The following is an 18,312-nucleotide window of genomic DNA, read 5'->3' on the forward strand; positions in this document are numbered from 1 at the left end:
TCCTCAGAACTGAGAGGAGTTCTTGAAATCGTAAAACCACTTTGAACAAGAGTTACTTCAACCCATTGATTCCGACGGATTAAGTTGCTTTCCTGAATACCAAAATCAGCCGCAATTTGTTCATAAGTGCGGTATTCTCGCACTTATTGAAGAGTGGCCATAAGAAGGTCTTCTAGGCTTAATTTAGGTTTTTATCCATCTTTTGCGTGTTTAATTTTTAATACGGCTAACATCTCTTCAAAAGTCGTGCGCTGAACACCAACAAGGAGCTTAAATCGTGTATCAGTTAGTTGTTTACTTGCTTCATAATTTTATTGTATCATATTTTTGTTTCACAGGAAGTCTAATCTAATGGAATAGGAGGCAGTAAGATGGAAACTATCATAGCTTGTACTCATAAACTACTCAAAACGATATATGAAGTCTTATATCTCCATAAAAATACATAATTTCACAGTGTTTTTTTTAATGCTGACGATATTACAGGAATAAATGAAATTGCAAAATAAATGATAACTGAAATAAAGTATACTGGCAAAATTCCAATTAAGTCTGCTAGATAACTAAATGAAACTAGCGCTACAGCATACATTAGTTGCATTAAAACACTTCTGGCAGCAAAAGCTCTTGCCAATATACTAGGATCAACTTTTTCTTGAATAATTGATTCTTGAATTATATTTCTAATTTGTGCAGGGGGGCCGACTAGAAAAGAAATAATAATTGTTATGATAGGGCTTCTATTAACAGTGTAAAATAGTGTGAGTAGTGTAACAAGAAGTGATGATATAAACAAAAATTTTCCTGGAAAATGTTGAAGTTTATGAGAGTATTTTGTTATTACCCCTCCTCCAACTATAATCCCTAAGAAGTATGCTGAACCCTGGTATCCCCACCAAGTTTCACTTGTTAAAAGGATAGTGGTTGTAAATGCTAGGAGGTATGAAGATGTCCAAATCACATTTGCAAAATTTTCAATAATATCCATAATAGTTATATCCCTGATGACAGGATTATCCCTTATAGGTATGAGACCTTCAAAAATTTGATATACATATGAACTTTTGGAAGAGTTTGGTTTATGTTGATTCTTTTCAACGTGAATATAAAAACTTAGAACTGAGGAGAGCAAGAAACACAAAGATATACAATATAATGAATATTGCAAACCTAGTAACGTAGACAATGGAATTGCAAGTGCCCAGCCTGCTGTTTGAACGGATTGACGAATGCTTAGGGTGAGACCGTTTGCTTTTACTATCGCATCATTATCAACTATACTAGGAACAATAGCTAGACGTGCAGGAGTATAAAAACTATTGGTGATGCTTATTAAAAAGACTGTGGAATAGGTTATTATAATACTATCATTAAATGAACTGATAATGGTATAAGACAGAGTAACTAGCCCACCAATCAGATTAGTAAACGACAATACATTTTTATGTGAAATTTTGTCTAAAAAAATAGGTCCAATCAAACCTCCTATAACTGCTGAAATAGTTCCTATTATCAAAACAAATGTTGATTCACTGATAGAATTACTTTGTGAATAAACCTTTGAGATGATTGTTACACTGAAAAAAATATTTGCAATCAAGTTAAAAATTTGATTGCAAAGTAAGTATTTAAAATTATTATTGCTTATCTTAACTCATTCCTTTTGCAAATAAATATTGATTAGTATAGCAAAAAAATATATTTTACGCAATTACTATGCTCTCGTGTTGATATACCATACATATGAAAGCTTCTACCTTTCCTTTTGTATATCTATCTAATTTTAGCCATATTGCTTGAGAATTCCATAACCTTTCTTGCAAAATCATAGTTTTAGGTGGTGACTAAAATAGATAGAAATATAATATTGCTTACGGTAGGAATTATGGTATCTCTTGGGAACAGTGATCTCTCTAAACATGTAAAGTCTGATTTTATTAATTAAGGAGGTACATTTATCGTATGGTTTTATAATCACTCTATGAGGGACAGGGGAATCACTTGCTGATTCCTCCTAATTTCTAGCTGGACGGTATTGATCGGACTCTTTATAAGCTCTAAGGTTGCATGGGAAGAGCTCCTCCAACTTAAATCAGCGTAATGGGATAATACAGAATGGTCCATTTTTCTAATAAGTATAGTTGAGTCGGATGAAGATATGCTATATTGACTTTCATTTCTTTCTCCTCAAGGGAATTCGATACTCACTTCTGTTTGCCTTTAAATCGCCATTGGAAGCGGAGCTTGTCATAAAAGGGAAACTCGATAAACAAGACTCGCAAACCCAGACAGAGACTGGCAAGAACGTCTGATGGGTAATGAACTCCCACCCAAAAAGAGACAGTAGTTCATACTACTATTACTCTATTTTCATTGCTTTCACAATTGCTAAGGCAGTCAATACAAAAATAAAAAGTGGAAGCACTGTGATTTTTAGGTTTGTAGCACTCGCTAAGGCAACGATGAGCATGCTAAGAATTCCTGGTACAACAACATTGAATACTCCAAGCACTGACTGGATGGTTCCCATGACTTCTTCTGGAACCATCGAGAATACAAGGTTGAAAATCCGAGGCCCCATCATTCCTACTGCAACTGCGCATAAGAAGACAACTACCAATAAAAGGAGGAAATGATTGATCAACCAAGAAAAGAGAATACAGAGATGCATAATTTCTTCAAAGTAGACAATCATTTTTATGGGAATATTTTTTAGGATACCTCCACTCAAAAAACTTCCCACAATCGTTCCTGAAAAAATAACCACTGACAATGCTGCAATGGATTTCCCAGTGTCAAAGAAGATAAATGGATGATGAATCAACATCAAAGTCGTTAAAGGGGTAATAATGCTTAAAATCACTTGGTTCATAGCTGCAATGAATATTAATTTGATGATGGCTGGAAAACTTGACAATATCTTCATAGAATAGAGGAAATGCTCTCCAAAAGATTTTGCGGTTAATCTTTTACTAACCTCCATCTGTCCCTCAATATCTCTCAAAGAAGTACGAATAAACACCACACCCAACAGTGCAAAAAGAAAGGTCAAAGCATTCAAACCCACAAACATCTGAAGACTGATGACCCCAATCAAAACTCCACCTGTAAGGTTGCTAAGAATATTAACTACACCAGCAGTTGCCTGTCTAAACCCCATAGCATCTGTCATATCATCTCCTATAATCCTCACATACAAAGGAGAAATCATAGCACCTGCAAAATAACTCATAGTATCTGATAAAAGATTGATGCCACAAATAAGAAAAACCATCCCCATAGAAAAGTTCTTATCCGTTACAAACAGTGTCAATAGAGTATAAAGCAGAAACTTACTTGCCAATATAGCAATATATTTTGCAACACGATTTTTTTGAAAATCGGCAATAACGCCTGTGAACAACTGAGAAATCTGCGGCAAAGTCTCCGAAACTGTTATACAAAGAACAGCTAATGAAGCAAATTTATATCCCGATACATAAGAAATAAAGGAAATATAAAACAGCGTATCACCAAATGACGAAACCCATTGATTAATCAGCAACATCCGGTAACTTTTATTGGTCAGAAAAGTATTCATTGGATTGCCTCCTTCTTCAACTCAAAAGGAAATTGAAATCCTAACAACGCCCAATATATCCCCAAAGTTCCAATACCAAAATCAAAAACTATTGATGATATTCTAACACATCAATTTTGGTTTGTCAATAATTTTTATGGTGTTTTTTTATTTTTTTTGAAATATGAATTTAAGTTATCTAAAAATACAAATCTTTTTCTTAATCTTCACTTTCCAATAATTTCATTTCCTTCTCAATTTCTAGCATCATTCTCTGGTTCTCTTCGTGCTTGTAAAGCTGATAAGATACTTGATAAAAACCTAGTATCCTATCCCTTTCAGCAAAGCTCTCGCTTATATTTCCCAATAAACAATACAAATCTGCTAATCGATAACTACTATTATATCTTTTACAAATAGCTATCGTTTCTGTAATTTCTTCTATAGCTTCAGATGTTCGTTCATTCAACCACAAATATCTACAATAGTTATATCGGAATTTAATCATCAATTCTAACTGTTCCAAATGATGAACAGATAGTGACTGGAGGTTCTCTTTTAAAAGTTGATAGAGTTCCTGATATGTGTCTTCCTGCCCCATATCAAAATAAAAATTAGCCAAGGTATTTCCCAGTTGTAGATAGTAAAAATCAGATTTTTTCAGAGATAACAGTATTTTTTCCAGTTTCGCAACTGCCCCTGTTTGATGATTTAAATAACAGAATTGAACTAATGTATCAATCCAGTCCAAATAAATCTGGTCTTTAGCAGATAGACGAGCACGTTTAGATTTTTCCAGTTCATAGATGTAATGGAGAGATTCATATTCCCTCTCATCCAAAAATTTCTTAGATAATTCTTTAAACTTATCAATATTTTCTAAACTAGAAACCTCAGTATCTTCAAAGAAATAATCCATGCTCACCTTCAATCGCTTAGATAGTTGAAAGAGTAATTCTGATCCAGGTGAGTATTTACCTTGCTCCATACGGCTAATCTGCCCTTGCTCACAAATCCCCTCAGCCAATTCCTTTTGAGATAATTTTAATTCCTTTCTCTTGTTTTTTAAGCGTGTCGCTAATAACATACCCACACTTTCTTCCTCCTTGCTTTATTTATTAAAATATATCAAACTCCAAAACATGTTTCAAGTATATATTTCATATAGTTCTATTTGTATTTGTACAATTTTTTATCTTTTCCATCACTTCTGCTTGCCTTTAAATCGCCATTGAAAGCGGAGCTTGTCATAGAAGGGAAATTCGATAAACAGGACTCCCAAACCCAGACAGAGACTGGCAAGAACGTCTGATGGATAATGAACTCCCAGATAGACCCTTGATACCAGCACACTGACTAGGTAGAGGCCTAGCACGATTTGTACAATTTTTCTCCAGACCGGATTTTTAATCCGTTGACTGAGAATGACAATCAGAGAACCGACCATCAAAGTTACAGCCAGAGAATGCCCACTTGGAAAGGAAAATCCCTTCTCCTCAACCAAGTGTAAAATAGCTGGTCGTGGGCGCTGGTAGATATTTTTAAAGGTCACGATTAAAAGACCTGCCAAAGCCAGATTTTCCAGCATGAAGAAACTTTCTATCTTCCACCGCTTACGATAAAAGATAAAAGCTGTAATAACAACCCAAGTGATAATCACTGGAATATCAATCAGACGTGTGAGGGATCGAAAAAGAATAGTCAAATAATCTGGTAAGTCTCCTCGAATGGCAGTCTGAAGCGATTGGTCAAAATTGACCAACATTTCAGGGTAAAATTTGACCATATAGCCAAGAATAACGAAAAGTAAAAGGGCAAAACTGCCCTTCATTAAAAATGTTTGTTTATCTTTCATAGTGTTTTAAGGTTGGTTTCAAAAGGACGTACAACAACCAGAATGAAACGGAAAAGATTACACCCTCAATCAAGTTAAAAGGTAATACCATGGTCATTAGGTAGTTGGAAAGTCCCAAAATTTTTCCAATATCAAAGTTAGCAAACTTAGCGTACAAAGGAACAGCATAAACATAGTTGAGAACCAACATGGCCAAGGTTAAACCAATAGTTCCAGCTAGAGAGCCTAGTAGGAAACGAAGGGTTGTCCGTTCCTTTTTCCAAATCAAAGCAAATACGATGACAAAAACTCCCAAAGCTACGATATTCATCGGCAAACCAATGTAAGTATTCACTCCTTGGCTGTTAAGAAGCAATTTCAAGAGTGAGCGAAGCAAGAGCACTCCTAGAGCAGCAGGCAAATCCATGACCACCAGACCCACAAGGACTGGCAAGATACTAAATTCGATCTTGAGGAAGGACGCCGCTGGTAAAAGCGGAAAGTCAAAGTACATCAGCACAAATGAGATGGCTGATAGAATTGCAATGGTCGAAAGTCGACGTGTGTTTGTCATAACAGGTTCCTCCAATTTTCTATAAAATCAGAAGAAGTTGGAAAGGATTCCTCTATCTATTCTCACTTTTTATATCCCAAAAGTTCCCTCTTACTCTATTAAAGAAAAACAAAGCAAGTGGTTACAATCCGGCTATAAATCTATCAAAACAGACAAAGCTATTCTTTCGTCTTCTCCCATCCAGACTATACTGTCGGTTGTGGAATCTCACCACATCAGCTTGCGCTCGCGGACTTATTTGGCTAAGATATTTTAGATTTATCTAGGCGTCGCAGTCGAAGATAATACTTAAAGTATATCGAGACAAGACAACGACGAGAAAGCTAAAATAGCTAGTCAAATTTACCGCCGGTCGGGAATCACACCCTGCCCTGAAGACTCTTTTATCATAACAAAAAACGCTTGCAAGCGCAAGCATTTTGTTCATTTTCATTTTTTATTTCAATTTATCTGCTTCATAGGTATGGACGAGCTCAAGACCTGCAAAGTTCTGCTGGCGAAGAGCCTCATAGACAATCATGCAGACGGTATTAGACACATTGAGACTGCGGACATGTTCATCATTCATGGGAATACGGAGAGCTTTCTCAGGATGTTCGCGCATAAAGCCCTCAGGTAAGCCCTTGTCTTCACGTCCAAAGAGAAAATAATGGTCTTCATCAGTCGATAAATCCACCTCAGAATAGACTTTTTCCGCGAATTTCGAAATCAGATAGAGTTTTCCCTTCATCTGAGACATGAAATCTTCCAAACTGTCATAAAAATAAATCTCAAGCTTATCCCAATAATCCAATCCAGCTCGCTTCATCTTGCGGTCATCAATAGGAAAGCCCATTGGCTTGATGATGTGGAGGGGAGAATTGGTCGCAGCGCAAGTACGCGCGATATTGCCTGTATTTTGTGGAATTTGAGGTTCAAATAATACAATGTGATTTGTCATGACTTGCTTCCTTTCACCATTGCAAAAAAATAGCCACACTGCCCGGAGTCAAGCTCAGCAAACAGCGTGGTTAAGGCATCGTTAACTTACCTCACAACAGGTTTGAAGTAAATCAGCGAAACTACTTTCTTAGTATAACACTTTCAGAATCATTGTCAATAGAAACGACTTGATTTTTTCAATTTTTTCAAGCTATTTCCAAGGGTTGTAAAATCGTCCCTGATTCTGCAAGATAAGTAGTAAACTAGCTACTAAAAACAAGGCTGCCAAGAGCAAGGTAAGATAGTCTCCTTTTTTCAAGGCCTGATAACTATACCAAGTGCGTTTTTTCTCTTTCCCAAAGCGGCGAAGCTCCATGGCGGTCGCAATGGTATCAATGCGTTCTAGCGAGCTAAAAATCAAGGGAGTGATAATGCGCAGATTGCCTTTGATTCGTTGCATGAGAGAAGCTTTCTTGGATAATTCCATCCCACGCGCCTCCTGAGACATCTTGATAGTAAAGAATTCTTCCTGCAAATCTGGAATATAGCGCAAGGTCAGGCTGACAGAATAGGCAATCTTATAGGGCACACCAATTTGATTTAAACTGGAAGCAAACTGACTAGGGTGGGTTGTCATCAAAAAGATAATAGCCAGAGGAATGGTGCAAAGGTACTTAATAGCCAAATTTAGCAGATAAAAGAGTTCTTGACTGGTCAGAGTGTAGGCACCGATTCCCTGCCAAATCACACTTCTCTCTCCGTAAAGTCCAACCCCATACTCGGGAGAAAAGAGATAGACCATCAAAACGTTTAAAACGGCAAATACAGTCGCAAAAACGGCTACAAAGGAAACATCCTTAAAACGGATTTCTGACAAATAGAGGAGAAAGACCGAAAAGATGGCAATCAGAACAAGCAGTCTGGTATCATAGCTAATCATGGCCGCCAATGACACGAGGATGAAAAAGAGGAGTTTCCCAGCTCCTGACAAGCGATGAATCACAGTATCTCTATGCTGGTAACCGATTAATTTTGCTTGCATCCTTCTCTCCTTTCTTTGTAAAATGCCGTTAAAGCAAGTGGATCCACATCTAGTTTCTTGGCCAAGTTGAAGATTGAAGTTTCTTTTAGGTTGGCTTTTACTAACAGCTCAGGATTGCTCAAAAGACTAGCTGGATCAGTATCGGCAATCAATTCCCCATCAACCATGACAAGAGCACGATCAGAATAATCCAGCATCAATTGCATATCATGGGTAATCATGACAATCGTATGCCCTTTTTGATGCAGCTCTTCGAGAAATTCCATAATCTCAGTATAGTTCTTCTGGTCTTGACCAGCTGTCGGTTCATCTAGGAGGATAATTTCAGCTCCTAAGACCAAAATTGAAGCAATGGTGACACGTTTTTTCTGACCAAATGACAGGGCAGAAATAGGCCAATTACGGAATTCATAGAGACCACAGATTTTCAAAGTTTCATAGACTCTCGTTTCAATTTCCTGCTCGTCCACACCTCGCAAACGGAGTCCCAGAGCCACCTCATCAAAAATCATATTGGTTGAAATCATTTGATTGGGATTTTGCAGCACATAGCCTACTCGTTCCGCCCGCTCTGCAACAGAATCTACTTTTATATCCTGTCCTTCCCAAAGGTAAGAACCTTCCGTCTGGATAAAGCTACTTAAGGCCTTGGCTAGAGTTGACTTCCCTGCTCCATTTTTCCCAACAATGGCAATCTTTTCACCCTTTTTAATATCCAGATGTAGGGACTTTAAAATCGGTCTATCATCATAAGAAAACGACATGTCCTCTAATTTAAAGAGTGACTGCAATTCTGGGGTTTCTTTTACCAGTTCCGTCCGCAACTGAACATGTCCTTTTGAGATAGACAAGTTGTCCAAATTTGCTAATTGTTCTTCCTTAGCTAAATCCACACCCAATTGACGGAGAGTGGTTAGATAAAGGGGTTCTCGAATTCCATTTTGTGTCAATAAATCAGTCGCCAGTAACTGGTCAGGACTCCCATTAAAGAAGATACGACCATCGTTTATAAGGACAATCCGATCCACAGGGCGATGCAGAACATCCTCCAAACGGTGTTCGATAATAAGGGTCGTCGTCCCCTCCTCCTTGTGAATCTGATCAATCAATTCGATAATATCCTGACCTGACTTGGGATCCAGATTGGCGAGTGGCTCATCAAACAAGAGAATCGGACTCTCATCAATCAAGACACCAGCTAGACTAACCCGCTGCTTTTGTCCACCTGATAAATCCTGAGGACGCTGAGCTAGTAAATCAAGAAGGTCTAGCTTTTCAGCCCATTTATGAACACGGTTTTTCATCTCTTCTATAGCTGCTACATCATTTTCCAAAGCAAAAGCCAAATCTTCTGCCACAGACAGGCCGATAAACTGCCCATCTGTATCCTGCAAAACTGTGCTAACTAAATGAGATTTATCATAGATGCTCATATCAAAGGCTACTTGCCCTTTAATTAAAAATTCTCCAGACGGCTGCCCCTTGTAAATATTGGGAATAATCCCATTCAAACATTGACCCAAGGTAGACTTACCTGACCCAGATGGCCCAACAATTAAAACTTTCTCTCCCTTATAAATAATCAAGTCTATCCCTTGCAAGGTCGGTTCTTGTTGCGTTTCATACTGGAAAGAGAAATCCTTCCACTCAATTATAGCTTCTTTCATCTTACTCTCTTCATTCGCTTCTTAGACTTCTATTTTATCATAAATCTACCCCTTCTTGCAGACTCTTCTCTTAAAATCTTAGCATCAAAAAGAGTCCTAGCCTAGCTTGCTTGCCTAACTAATCTATAAACATCGAAAAAGACTGGTTATCCAGCCTTTTCCCTTATGTTAATCCTTTTTCAAACTTCCTGAACGAGTTTGCGTACGTGAATAAGCTAGCAAGAGAAGGGTACCTGCAATAGCTATAGTTACAGCGTTAGCAATACCTGCGACAATCCCTTGAGTAAATACTTTTTCTGCCGCTTCTTGATAAATCACAACATCTCCAAGTGGTGCCAAGACACCCCAAACCAGAGCATTTGCGACAATCTGAATGAGGTTAAAGAAGACAATATCCTTCAACCCAAAAACACCTTGTGTTACTCGAATGTATTTTCTAAAGAGTCCTACAGCTAGACCAAAGAGACCACTAGCAATAATCCAAGTCCACCAAAGACCGTAGCCAGCAAGCGAGTCCTTCACTGCATGCCCAATTAAACCAACAAGTAATCCCACTAGAGGGCCAAAAATGATAGACAAGAGGCTCTGTACCGCATACTGAAGCTGGATGCTTGTATTTGGAACGGGTGTCGGAATGCTAATCATACCGATAACAACAAAGAGCGCAGCTCCAACACCGATAGCAACAACTTGTTTAATTGATTGATTTTTCATCTATATTCTCCTATTTTATGATTCTATTTTCTTTATTTCAATGGTCCAAGATGAACCGACACCCACATTATAGGCCTTGGCAAAGGAACCTTGATTGATAGCCAGACCTAAACGATAGAGAGAGTTAATGTAAAGGATTGGTTGCCCAATTCTCACATCTGCAAATGATTTACCATAGACAACCTGATTTTGATAGACCAGCATATCAGCGTGATAGATAGTCACTTCAAAACGGTCACCAAATTCTGCTTCCAGCTTGTAAAACTCTTCTCGTGTGATAGAGGTCCAAAGCGAGCCGAAACGCACATCCAGAATATCAATAGCTCCCTTCACCAAATGGTCTTCAATGATGGTCTCTACGACTGGAAGCTCCACAATCTGATCCACACTGAGCTCTGGCCCCACTTCCTCAAATGTAATGTGACCACTGGCTAATTTAGCTCCAGTATAAGCATAAACATCACGACCGTGGAAGGTATAAGAATGCTCTGTGTTTTGACGTCTATTGGCTACCTCAGAAATTTCACGAATGGCTACAATACCAACGTGTTTCTTGATAAAGGAAAGAGTCCCATTATCTGGCGTGACAATGTATTGATTTTTTGCAGTCTTGGCAACCACACTCTTACGTTTCGAGCCGACACCTGGATCGACAACCGATACAAAAGTCGTTCCCTCAGGCCAGTAATCCACCGTCTGAAAGAGACGATAGCTCCCCTCAAAAATATTATAAGGCGTGATATCGTGCGTCAAGTGATGGATTTTTAAGGTTGGAGACTCTTCTAAAGCCACTCCAATCATAGCCGATACCGCACCATCTACCAGACCAAAGTCTGATTGTAGTACCAATAAATTATTATTCATTTTATCTCCTTGTATATCCTTTATCATACCATATTTCAGAGAAAGGCGCTAATAGCTATTTTAATTGCTTAGGGTATAGTTTTACCTTATAGCAAATTTCCTACTAAAAGCTCTGGTTATTAGCTAGTAGGTGCATTTTTTCTTGAAAAAAGGTATGATAGTTACATCATGAAAAAGTAGGTTTTATTATGAAAATTATCCTTGTCGGAGGGGGAAAAGTTGGTTTTGCCCTCTGTCGCTCCTTGGTTGCAGAAAAGCACGATGTTTTACTGATTGAGCAAGACGAAGCCGTCCTCAATCATATTGTCAATCGCTTTGATATCATAGGTATCCTTGGTAACGGGGCTGATTTTACCATCCTTGAGCAAGCCAGCGTCCAAGATTGTGACATCTTTATCGCCCTGACTGAATACGATGAAGTAAACATGATTGCAGCCGTTCTAGCCAAGAAAATGGGGGCTAAAGAGACTATCGTTCGGGTGCGTAATCCTGAATATTCTAACTCTTATTTCAAAGAAAAGAATATTCTCGGTTTTTCCCTTATCGTTAACCCTGAGCTCTTGGCTGCCCGCGCTATCGCCAATATCATTGACTTCCCCAACGCCCTCTCTGTCGAACGCTTTGCTGGTGGACGCGTTAGCCTCATGGAATTTGTCGTCAAATCCACTAGCTGTCTTTGCCAAATGCCCATTTCTGATTTTCGGAAAAAATTTGGCAATGTCATTGTCTGTGCAATAGAGAGGGATCATCAAATTATCATCCCAAGTGGTGACATGACTATACAGGATAAAGATAGAATCTTTGTCACTGGTAACCGTGTTGATATGATGCTCTTCCATAATTATTTCAAATCTCGTGCTGTGAAGAGCCTTCTCATCGTCGGGGCTGGAAGAATTGCCTATTATCTACTAGGTATTCTCAAAGACAGTCGTATCGATACCAAAGTCATCGAGATTAACTCTGAAAGGGCACGTTTCTTCAGTGAGAAATTCCCTAATCTCTATATTGTCCAAGGAGATGGTACCGCAAAAGATATCTTACTAGAAGAAAGTGCTCAAAACTATGATGCAGTAGCAACCCTAACAGGAGTTGACGAAGAGAATATTATTACCTCTATGTTCCTTGATAGTATCGGAGTGCAAAAAAATATTAGCAAGGTTAACAGAACTAGCCTCCTTGAAATTATCCATGCGCCTGATTTTTCAAGTATCATCACACCTAAAATCATCGCTGTAGATACAATCATGCACTTTATTAGAGGCCGGGTTAATGCCCAGTATTCAGATCTTCAAGCCATGCACCATCTAGCAAATGGTCAAATCGAAACCCTGCAATTCCATATCAAAGAAGCCAATAAAATGACTGCCAAACCTCTTTCTCAACTAAAACTAAAAAAAGGGGTTCTTATCGCAGCCATCATTCGAAAAGGAAAGACTATTTTCCCTACTGGAGAGGATATGCTGGAAGTTGGAGATAAGCTCCTAGTAATAACCTTATTGCCAAACATCACCAAGATTTATGATTTGATTGCGAGGTAAGAAATGAATAAAAGTATGATTCGTTACCTCCTTTCAAAGTTACTTTTGATTGAAGCTGTTCTTCTCTTGGTTCCTGTTGCGATTGCTGTCTATTACCGTGAGTCGAGTCAAGTCTTTACAGCCCTCTTTACGACAATTGGGATTCTCGTATTACTAGGTGGTTCAGGAATTTTACAAAAACCAAAAAATCAACGGATTTATGCTAAGGAGGGAATCTTGATTGTTGCCCTCTGTTGGATCCTTTGGTCTTTCTTTGGGGGGCTCCCCTTTGTTTTTGCTGGGCAAATTCCCAGCCTTATCGATGCCTTTTTTGAGATTAGTTCTGGCTTTACAACTACTGGAGCAACTATTCTAAACGATGTTTCAGTTCTCAGTCGCTCCCTCCTCTTCTGGCGAAGTTTTACCCATTTGATTGGAGGGATGGGAGTGCTTGTTTTTGCACTTGCTATTATGGATAATGCCAAAAACAGCCACCTAGAGGTAATGAAGGCTGAGGTTCCTGGCCCTGTATTTGGCAAGGTTGTATCCAAGCTAAAAAACACCGCTCAGATTCTATATCTCCTTTATCTAGCCCTCTTTTCCCTTTTTGTGATTATCTACTATCTAGCCGGTATGCCTCTCTACGATAGTTTTGTTATCGCTATGGGGACTGCAGGTACCGGGGGATTTACCGTCTATAACGACGGAATTGCCCACTATGGGAGCTCACTGATTACCTATCTAGTTAGTATCGGAGTTCTGGTTTTTGGGGTAAATTTCAATCTCTACTACTACCTCATGCTCCGTCGCGTCAAAGCCTTCTTTGGAGATGAAGAACTTCGTGCCTACTTGGTCATCGTTCTAATTTCTACAGGCTTGATCAGCCTCAATACCCTCTATCTCTACCCAGGATTTTCTAAGAGTTTTGAAATGGCCTTCTTCCAGGTTTCCAATATCATTACAACGACTGGTTTTGGATATGGAGACATTACCAACTGGCCCCTCTTCTCCCAGTTTATCCTCCTCTTCCTCATGGGAATCGGTGGTTCTGCTGGTTCAACCGCAGGTGGACTCAAGGTTATTCGAGGCCTTATCCTTTCAAAAATTGCCAAAAATCAAATTTTGTCAATCCTATCGCCCCACCGTGTTTTGACCCTCCATGTTAATAAAACTGTGATTGACAAAGATACCCAGCATAAAATTCTCAAGTACTTTGTCATCTATGCTATGATTTTGTTATCACTTATCTTTATTGTCAGTCTAGACAGCAATGATTTCCTGGTCGTTACCAGCGCTGTCTTTAGCTGTTTCAATAATATCGGTCCTATTCTAGGAACCACTTCTAGCTTCGCAATCTTTAGTCCTATCTCAAAAATTCTCCTCTCCTTTGCAATGATTGCAGGCCGCTTAGAGATTTACCCAATCCTCCTTCTCTTTATGAAGAGAACTTGGTCTAAGAGATAAAATACAACCACACCTTGTATCTAACAAAGTGTGGTGTTTTTATTTCAGACCACCTTCTCAACTCAACCAACTCTTTTTAAACCAAGCGAGACACTTCATAAAATGACTTAAAATATTTAATACTCAATGAAAATCAAAGAACAAACTAGGAAGCAAGCCATAGAGTTTTCAAAACACTGCTTTAAGTCAGCCGATAAAACTAGCGTGATTTGAAGAGATTTTGTCAGAGTATAAGAGTCCAAAAAACAACCCTCAGTCGACTGACCGAGGGTTACTTATTTCATTATTCAAGAACTTGATTAGCTCAATGCATCCAAGGCATCATCCATTGAAAGAACTTCGTGGAAGACACGTTGAGTTAACTCAGCTTTTTGTTCTGGAGTGAGGTATTTAGTGTTTACACAGTATCCAGAGATACGTACGATAACGTCTTCACCTGACATGATCTTTTCGTAAACATCGTTCAAGTCCATAACGTTCAAGTTGACGTGTTGTCCACCGTTTTCGAAGTAACCATCAAGGATTGTTACCAAGTTATCAACTTGTTCGTCACGGGTCTTACCAAGAGCGCGAGGTGATACTTGTGTAGTCAATGAGATACCGTCAGCTGCGTAACTAAAGTCAAGGCTAGAAAGGGAGTTCAAGTTTTGCAACCATCCACCTTTAGCTTTGTTAGATGGGTTAGCACCTGGTGAGAAGAATTCAAGTTTAGACAAGTTCACAGAACCATCTTCGTTGAGGTATACACCTTTGTGAACTGGTGAGTTACCAGTTTGTTTAGAGTAAGCAACGTTAGATGTGATTGTCAAAAGTGATACTGTAGCTTCAGCGTCTTTGTAAAGTTTGTGGCTACGTAGACGAGTTGTGTAAGCTTCGATCAACCATTCTGCCAATTCGTTTGAACGTGGGTCATCTTCACCCCAACGTGGGTATTCACCGATTGTTTCGTAATCGTAGATGTAGCCATTTTCGTCACGGATTGGTTTAACTGTAGCGTACTTGATAGCTGACAATGTGTCAACAGTATTAGCAAATCCACAGATACCGAATCCCATGTTGGCACGTTGTTTAGTTGGCAAGAAGGCCATTTGAACAGCTTCGTAGTTGTACTTATCGGTCATGTAGTGGATGATGTTCAAAGCATCTACGTAAGTGTCAGTCAACCAGTCAAGAGATTTTTCAAAGTTAGCTTTAACTGATTCAAATTCAAGAACTTCGTCACGGATTGGTTCGATGTCAAATACTTTGTAGTCTTTGTGAACATCGTCGTAACCACCGTTCAAACCAGTAAGAAGGGCTTTCAATACGTTTACACGCGCACCGAAGTACTGGATGTTGTGGCGTTGTTCTTCATTTTCTGGGTCAAGCGGAGACACACAGCATGAGATACAGCTCATTTCACCATATCCGTCTTTAGCCATTGTTGTTACACCTTCGTATTGGATAGAAGAGTGTTTGTGGCTCATGTGCATACAGTAGCGACGGAAGTTGTATGGCAATTTATCAGTCCAAAGAACTGTCAAGTTTGGTTCTGGAGAGTTACCGATGTTGTCAAGAGTGTTCAAGAAACGGTAGTCCATCTTAGTAACACGGTGACGACCGTCGTTACCCATACCTGCCATAGAAGTTGTGATGAAAGTTGGGTCACCTGAGTACAATTGGTCGTAAGCTTTTGTACGAGCAAATTTAACTGTACGAAGTTTCATAACGAAATCATCAACGAATTCTTGGATTTCTGATTCAGTAAATGTACCACGAGCAAGGTCACGTTCTGCAAAGATGTCAAGTACAATTGGCACACGACCTAGAGATGTAGCCGCACCGTTGATTACACGGCAGACAGCCATGAAGGCGATGTTAACCCATTGGATTGCTTCTTTAACGTTCATCGCTGGTTTGCGAACGTCAACTCCGTAAAGATCACCCAAGCGAACAACTTGTTGCAATGCTTGGTATTGAAGATTGATTTCTTCACGAAGACGGATTGTTTCTTTATCGATTTCTTCGATTGCATTCCAGTCGTTTACTTTTTCTTGCATCAAGTAGTCTGCACCGTAAAGAGCAAGACGTGCGTAAACACCGATGATACGTCCACGTGAGTATGCATCTGGAAGACCAGTTACAGTGTGTGCGTGACGAGCGCGACGGATATTTGAAGTGTAGGCACGGAAAATACCGTCGTTAACTGTTGTTACATATTTAGTGAAGATTTCGTGAACAGCTGGGTCTGGTTCGTATCCATTTTCTTTCAAAGTAGTTTCAGCCATACGGATACCACCTTTTGGCATGAAGTTCAATTTGAAGAGTTCATCATTTTGGATACCAAAGATAACTTCGTTTTCTTTATCGATAAATCCTGCTGGGATATCAGCGATAGATGTTGGACGAGTGTCCATTGGGAAACGAGTTTCTTCGTAGTGAGCCTTAGTTTCTTCTACAATTTTTTTGATGTGAAGTGAACGTTCTGTTGGTCCAGCAAGGAAGCTTTCGTCTCCATCGTAAGGTGTGTAGTTAGCTTGTACGAAGCGTGATACACTTGCTTTTTCTTTCCAATCTACTCCTTTGAAGCCTTCCCAAGCTTTGTCAAAAATATCTTGTGCTTCAACAACTGTCTTAACAACCATGTTAATGTCCTCTTTTTTCTTTCTAGTAACAACCATCTGTTACATTCATGAGACAAGTATACCATACAGTAATCGTTTTCAACAAGTGATAAATCCCTATTTTTACACTTTCTTTTCTAAAACAGTCTATATTTTTCTCTAAACTGTATTATATTTTTGAAAAAATTATACCCTTTTTTCTTTTTTTCAGAAAAAAGGGTATAATAAAAGAAAATAAGCAGTAAAAGGAGCTAGGCATGTTGATTTTTCCTTTGTTAAATGATTTGTCAAGAAAAATCATCCATATTGACATGGATGCCTTTTTTGCTGCGGTAGAAATCAGGGATAATCCTAAACTCAGAGGAAAACCTGTCATTATCGGAAGTGACCCTCGGCAAACAGGTGGGCGGGGAGTCGTTTCTACCTGTAGCTATGAGGCGCGAGCTTTTGGTGTCCATTCTGCTATGAGTTCCAAGGAAGCCTATGAGCGTTGTCCCCAGGCCGTCTTCATCTCAGGGAATTATGAGAAATATAAGTCTGTGGGCCTCCAGATTCGAGCTATTTTTAAGCGCTATACAGATTTGATTGAACCCATGAGCATTGACGAAGCCTATTTGGATGTAACAGAAAATAAACTCGGGATTAAGTCAGCGGTCAAAATCGCTCGCCTCATTCAAGAGGATATCTGGCAAGAACTTCATCTAACTGCTTCTGCCGGTGTTTCCTACAACAAATTCTTAGCTAAAATGGCGAGCGATTATCAAAAACCACATGGTCTGACAGTGATTCTACCTGACCAGGCTGAGGATTTTCTCAAACAAATGGATATTTCCAAGTTTCATGGAGTAGGAAAAAAGACAGTAGAACGTCTGCATCAAATGGGGGTTTTTACTGGCGCTGACCTACTTGAAGTTCCTGAAGTGACTCTAATAGACCGTTTTGGCAGACTGGGCTATGACCTTTATCGAAAGGCTCGTGGCATTCACAACTCCCCCGTCAAATCCAATCGCATCCGTAAATCAATCGGCAAAGAGAAAACCTATGGAAAGATTCTCCGTGCCGAGGAAGACATCAAAAAAGAGCTGACTCTCCTATCAGAACGAGTCGCTCTCAATCTCAATCAACAAGAGAAAACTGGAAAAATTGTCATTCTGAAAATCCGCTACGAGGACTTTTCAACTCTTACTAAACGAAAAAGTCTTTCTCAAAAAACACAGGATGCTAGTCAGATAGGCCAAATAGCCCTGCAACTCTATGAAGAATTAAGCGAGAAAGAAAGAGGTGTCCGCCTATTGGGGATTACCGTGACTGGATTTTAATACTCTTCGAAAATCTCTTCAAACCACGTCAGCTCTATCTGCAACCTCAAAACAGTGTTTTGAGCAACCTGCGGCTAGCTTCCTAGTTTGCTCTTTTATTTTCATTGAGTATAAAACCTTGAAGAGTTGCCCCTTCAAGGTTTTTCTTATACAAATAAACGGACAAAGCTATAAAGTAGCAAGATACTACCAAGCACGATACGGTATTTACCAAAAAGGGTAAAGTCGTGTTTT

At 39.2% G+C, this 18,312-nt stretch carries 14 protein-coding genes, 3 pseudogenes and 1 riboswitch; of the genes and pseudogenes, 3 read left to right on the top strand and 14 right to left on the bottom strand.

Features of this window, described 5'->3' with window-relative positions; genetic code table 11:
• The 12 genes and pseudogenes from HT701_RS02440 to HT701_RS02495 form a co-directional block, all read right to left on the bottom strand.
• A pseudogene (locus HT701_RS02440) lies at nucleotides 1-311 on the bottom strand (transposase family protein); the annotation flags it as partial.
• A gap of 140 nt (nucleotides 312-451) precedes the next feature.
• Complete coding sequence (locus tag HT701_RS02445; protein WP_100127924.1) at nucleotides 452-1,648, bottom strand: MFS transporter; 1,197 nt, start codon at nucleotides 1,646-1,648, stop codon at nucleotides 452-454.
• A gap of 556 nt (nucleotides 1,649-2,204) precedes the next feature.
• Nucleotides 2,205-2,333, bottom strand: a pseudogene (locus HT701_RS02450) (phosphatase PAP2 family protein); the annotation flags it as partial.
• Between the two features lie 26 nt (nucleotides 2,334-2,359).
• Nucleotides 2,360-3,580, bottom strand: coding sequence for an MFS transporter (locus HT701_RS02455; RefSeq protein WP_119942605.1), 1,221 nt, complete (start codon nucleotides 3,578-3,580; stop codon nucleotides 2,360-2,362).
• A 199-nt stretch (nucleotides 3,581-3,779) separates the two neighbouring features.
• Nucleotides 3,780-4,652 carry a helix-turn-helix transcriptional regulator gene (locus HT701_RS02460; RefSeq protein WP_078836295.1) on the bottom strand — a complete coding sequence of 291 codons (873 nt, stop codon included), beginning with the start codon at nucleotides 4,650-4,652 and terminating at the stop codon, nucleotides 3,780-3,782.
• Between the two features lie 111 nt (nucleotides 4,653-4,763).
• On the bottom strand, nucleotides 4,764-5,414 hold the full coding sequence (locus HT701_RS02465) for a phosphatase PAP2 family protein (protein WP_119919452.1): 651 nt from the start codon (nucleotides 5,412-5,414) through the stop codon (nucleotides 4,764-4,766).
• Nucleotides 5,404-5,967, bottom strand: coding sequence for an ECF transporter S component (locus tag HT701_RS02470; protein WP_000185828.1), 564 nt, complete (start codon nucleotides 5,965-5,967; stop codon nucleotides 5,404-5,406). Before HT701_RS02470 ends, HT701_RS02465 begins: the two co-directional genes overlap by 11 nt.
• Before the next feature lie 164 nt (nucleotides 5,968-6,131).
• Nucleotides 6,132-6,350, bottom strand: a riboswitch (FMN riboswitch).
• 53 nt (nucleotides 6,351-6,403) lie between these two features.
• Entirely contained in the window at nucleotides 6,404-6,907 is a 504-nt protein-coding gene (locus HT701_RS02475; protein ID WP_119919451.1) for a tRNA (cytidine(34)-2'-O)-methyltransferase, read from the bottom strand.
• 192 nt (nucleotides 6,908-7,099) lie between these two features.
• Nucleotides 7,100-7,930 (bottom strand): energy-coupling factor transporter transmembrane component T, encoded by an 831-nt coding sequence (locus HT701_RS02480; RefSeq protein ID WP_001148089.1) that lies wholly within the window; start codon nucleotides 7,928-7,930, stop codon nucleotides 7,100-7,102.
• A complete protein-coding gene (locus HT701_RS02485) occupies nucleotides 7,915-9,597 on the bottom strand; it encodes an ABC transporter ATP-binding protein (RefSeq protein WP_172931186.1) in 1,683 nt (560 codons plus the stop codon). The genes HT701_RS02480 and HT701_RS02485 overlap by 16 nt, the downstream gene beginning before the upstream one ends.
• 168 nt (nucleotides 9,598-9,765) lie before the next feature.
• Entirely contained in the window at nucleotides 9,766-10,311 is a 546-nt protein-coding gene (locus HT701_RS02490) for an ECF-type riboflavin transporter substrate-binding protein (protein ID WP_172931187.1), read from the bottom strand.
• A 15-nt stretch (nucleotides 10,312-10,326) separates the two neighbouring features.
• Nucleotides 10,327-11,175, bottom strand: coding sequence for an S-adenosyl-l-methionine hydroxide adenosyltransferase family protein (locus HT701_RS02495; protein ID WP_172931188.1), 849 nt, complete (start codon nucleotides 11,173-11,175; stop codon nucleotides 10,327-10,329).
• Nucleotides 11,176-11,363: 188 nt separating this feature from the next.
• Between HT701_RS02495 and trkA the strand changes: the two genes are divergently transcribed.
• The gene (gene trkA, locus HT701_RS02500) at nucleotides 11,364-12,713 is read left to right on the top strand and encodes a Trk system potassium transporter TrkA (protein ID WP_000691675.1); all 1,350 of its coding nucleotides are present in this window, start codon (nucleotides 11,364-11,366) and stop codon (nucleotides 12,711-12,713) included.
• Between the two features lie 3 nt (nucleotides 12,714-12,716).
• Complete coding sequence (locus HT701_RS02505) at nucleotides 12,717-14,156, top strand: TrkH family potassium uptake protein (protein ID WP_004245273.1); 1,440 nt, start codon at nucleotides 12,717-12,719, stop codon at nucleotides 14,154-14,156.
• A gap of 299 nt (nucleotides 14,157-14,455) precedes the next feature.
• Here the strand turns inward: HT701_RS02505 and pflB are convergent, their stop codons facing one another.
• A complete protein-coding gene (gene pflB / locus HT701_RS02510; RefSeq protein ID WP_172931189.1) occupies nucleotides 14,456-16,780 on the bottom strand; it encodes a formate C-acetyltransferase in 2,325 nt (774 codons plus the stop codon).
• Between the two features lie 236 nt (nucleotides 16,781-17,016).
• Between pflB and dinB the strand changes: the two genes are divergently transcribed.
• Nucleotides 17,017-18,078 carry a DNA polymerase IV gene (gene dinB / locus HT701_RS02515; RefSeq protein ID WP_140833016.1) on the top strand — a complete coding sequence of 354 codons (1,062 nt, stop codon included), beginning with the start codon at nucleotides 17,017-17,019 and terminating at the stop codon, nucleotides 18,076-18,078.
• A 146-nt stretch (nucleotides 18,079-18,224) separates the two neighbouring features.
• Here dinB and HT701_RS11390 read toward each other — a convergent pair.
• Nucleotides 18,225-18,312, bottom strand: a pseudogene (locus HT701_RS11390) (undecaprenyl-diphosphatase); the annotation flags it as partial.

Source organism: Streptococcus sp. 10824, from assembly GCF_013276595.1.
Lineage (GTDB): Bacteria > Bacillota > Bacilli > Lactobacillales > Streptococcaceae > Streptococcus > Streptococcus pseudopneumoniae.

Bases quoted from the DNA above. Each gene is read 5' to 3' on its own strand.
- HT701_RS02455 (WP_119942605.1), bottom strand. From the start codon at position 3,580: ATGAATACTTTTCTGACCAATAAAAGTTACCGGATGTTGCTGATTAAT.
- HT701_RS02465 (WP_119919452.1), bottom strand. From the start codon at position 5,414: ATGAAAGATAAACAAACATTTTTAATGAAGGGCAGTTTTGCCCTTTTA.
- HT701_RS02470 (WP_000185828.1), bottom strand. From the start codon at position 5,967: ATGACAAACACACGTCGACTTTCGACCATTGCAATTCTATCAGCCATC.
- HT701_RS02475 (WP_119919451.1), bottom strand. From the start codon at position 6,907: ATGACAAATCACATTGTATTATTTGAACCTCAAATTCCACAAAATACA.
- HT701_RS02480 (WP_001148089.1), bottom strand. From the start codon at position 7,930: ATGCAAGCAAAATTAATCGGTTACCAGCATAGAGATACTGTGATTCAT.
- HT701_RS02485 (WP_172931186.1), bottom strand. From the start codon at position 9,597: ATGAAAGAAGCTATAATTGAGTGGAAGGATTTCTCTTTCCAGTATGAA.
- HT701_RS02490 (WP_172931187.1), bottom strand. From the start codon at position 10,311: ATGAAAAATCAATCAATTAAACAAGTTGTTGCTATCGGTGTTGGAGCT.
- HT701_RS02495 (WP_172931188.1), bottom strand. From the start codon at position 11,175: ATGAATAATAATTTATTGGTACTACAATCAGACTTTGGTCTGGTAGAT.
- trkA (WP_000691675.1), top strand. From the start codon at position 11,364: ATGAAAATTATCCTTGTCGGAGGGGGAAAAGTTGGTTTTGCCCTCTGT.
- HT701_RS02505 (WP_004245273.1), top strand. From the start codon at position 12,717: ATGAATAAAAGTATGATTCGTTACCTCCTTTCAAAGTTACTTTTGATT.
- pflB (WP_172931189.1), bottom strand. From the start codon at position 16,780: ATGGTTGTTAAGACAGTTGTTGAAGCACAAGATATTTTTGACAAAGCT.
- dinB (WP_140833016.1), top strand. From the start codon at position 17,017: ATGTTGATTTTTCCTTTGTTAAATGATTTGTCAAGAAAAATCATCCAT.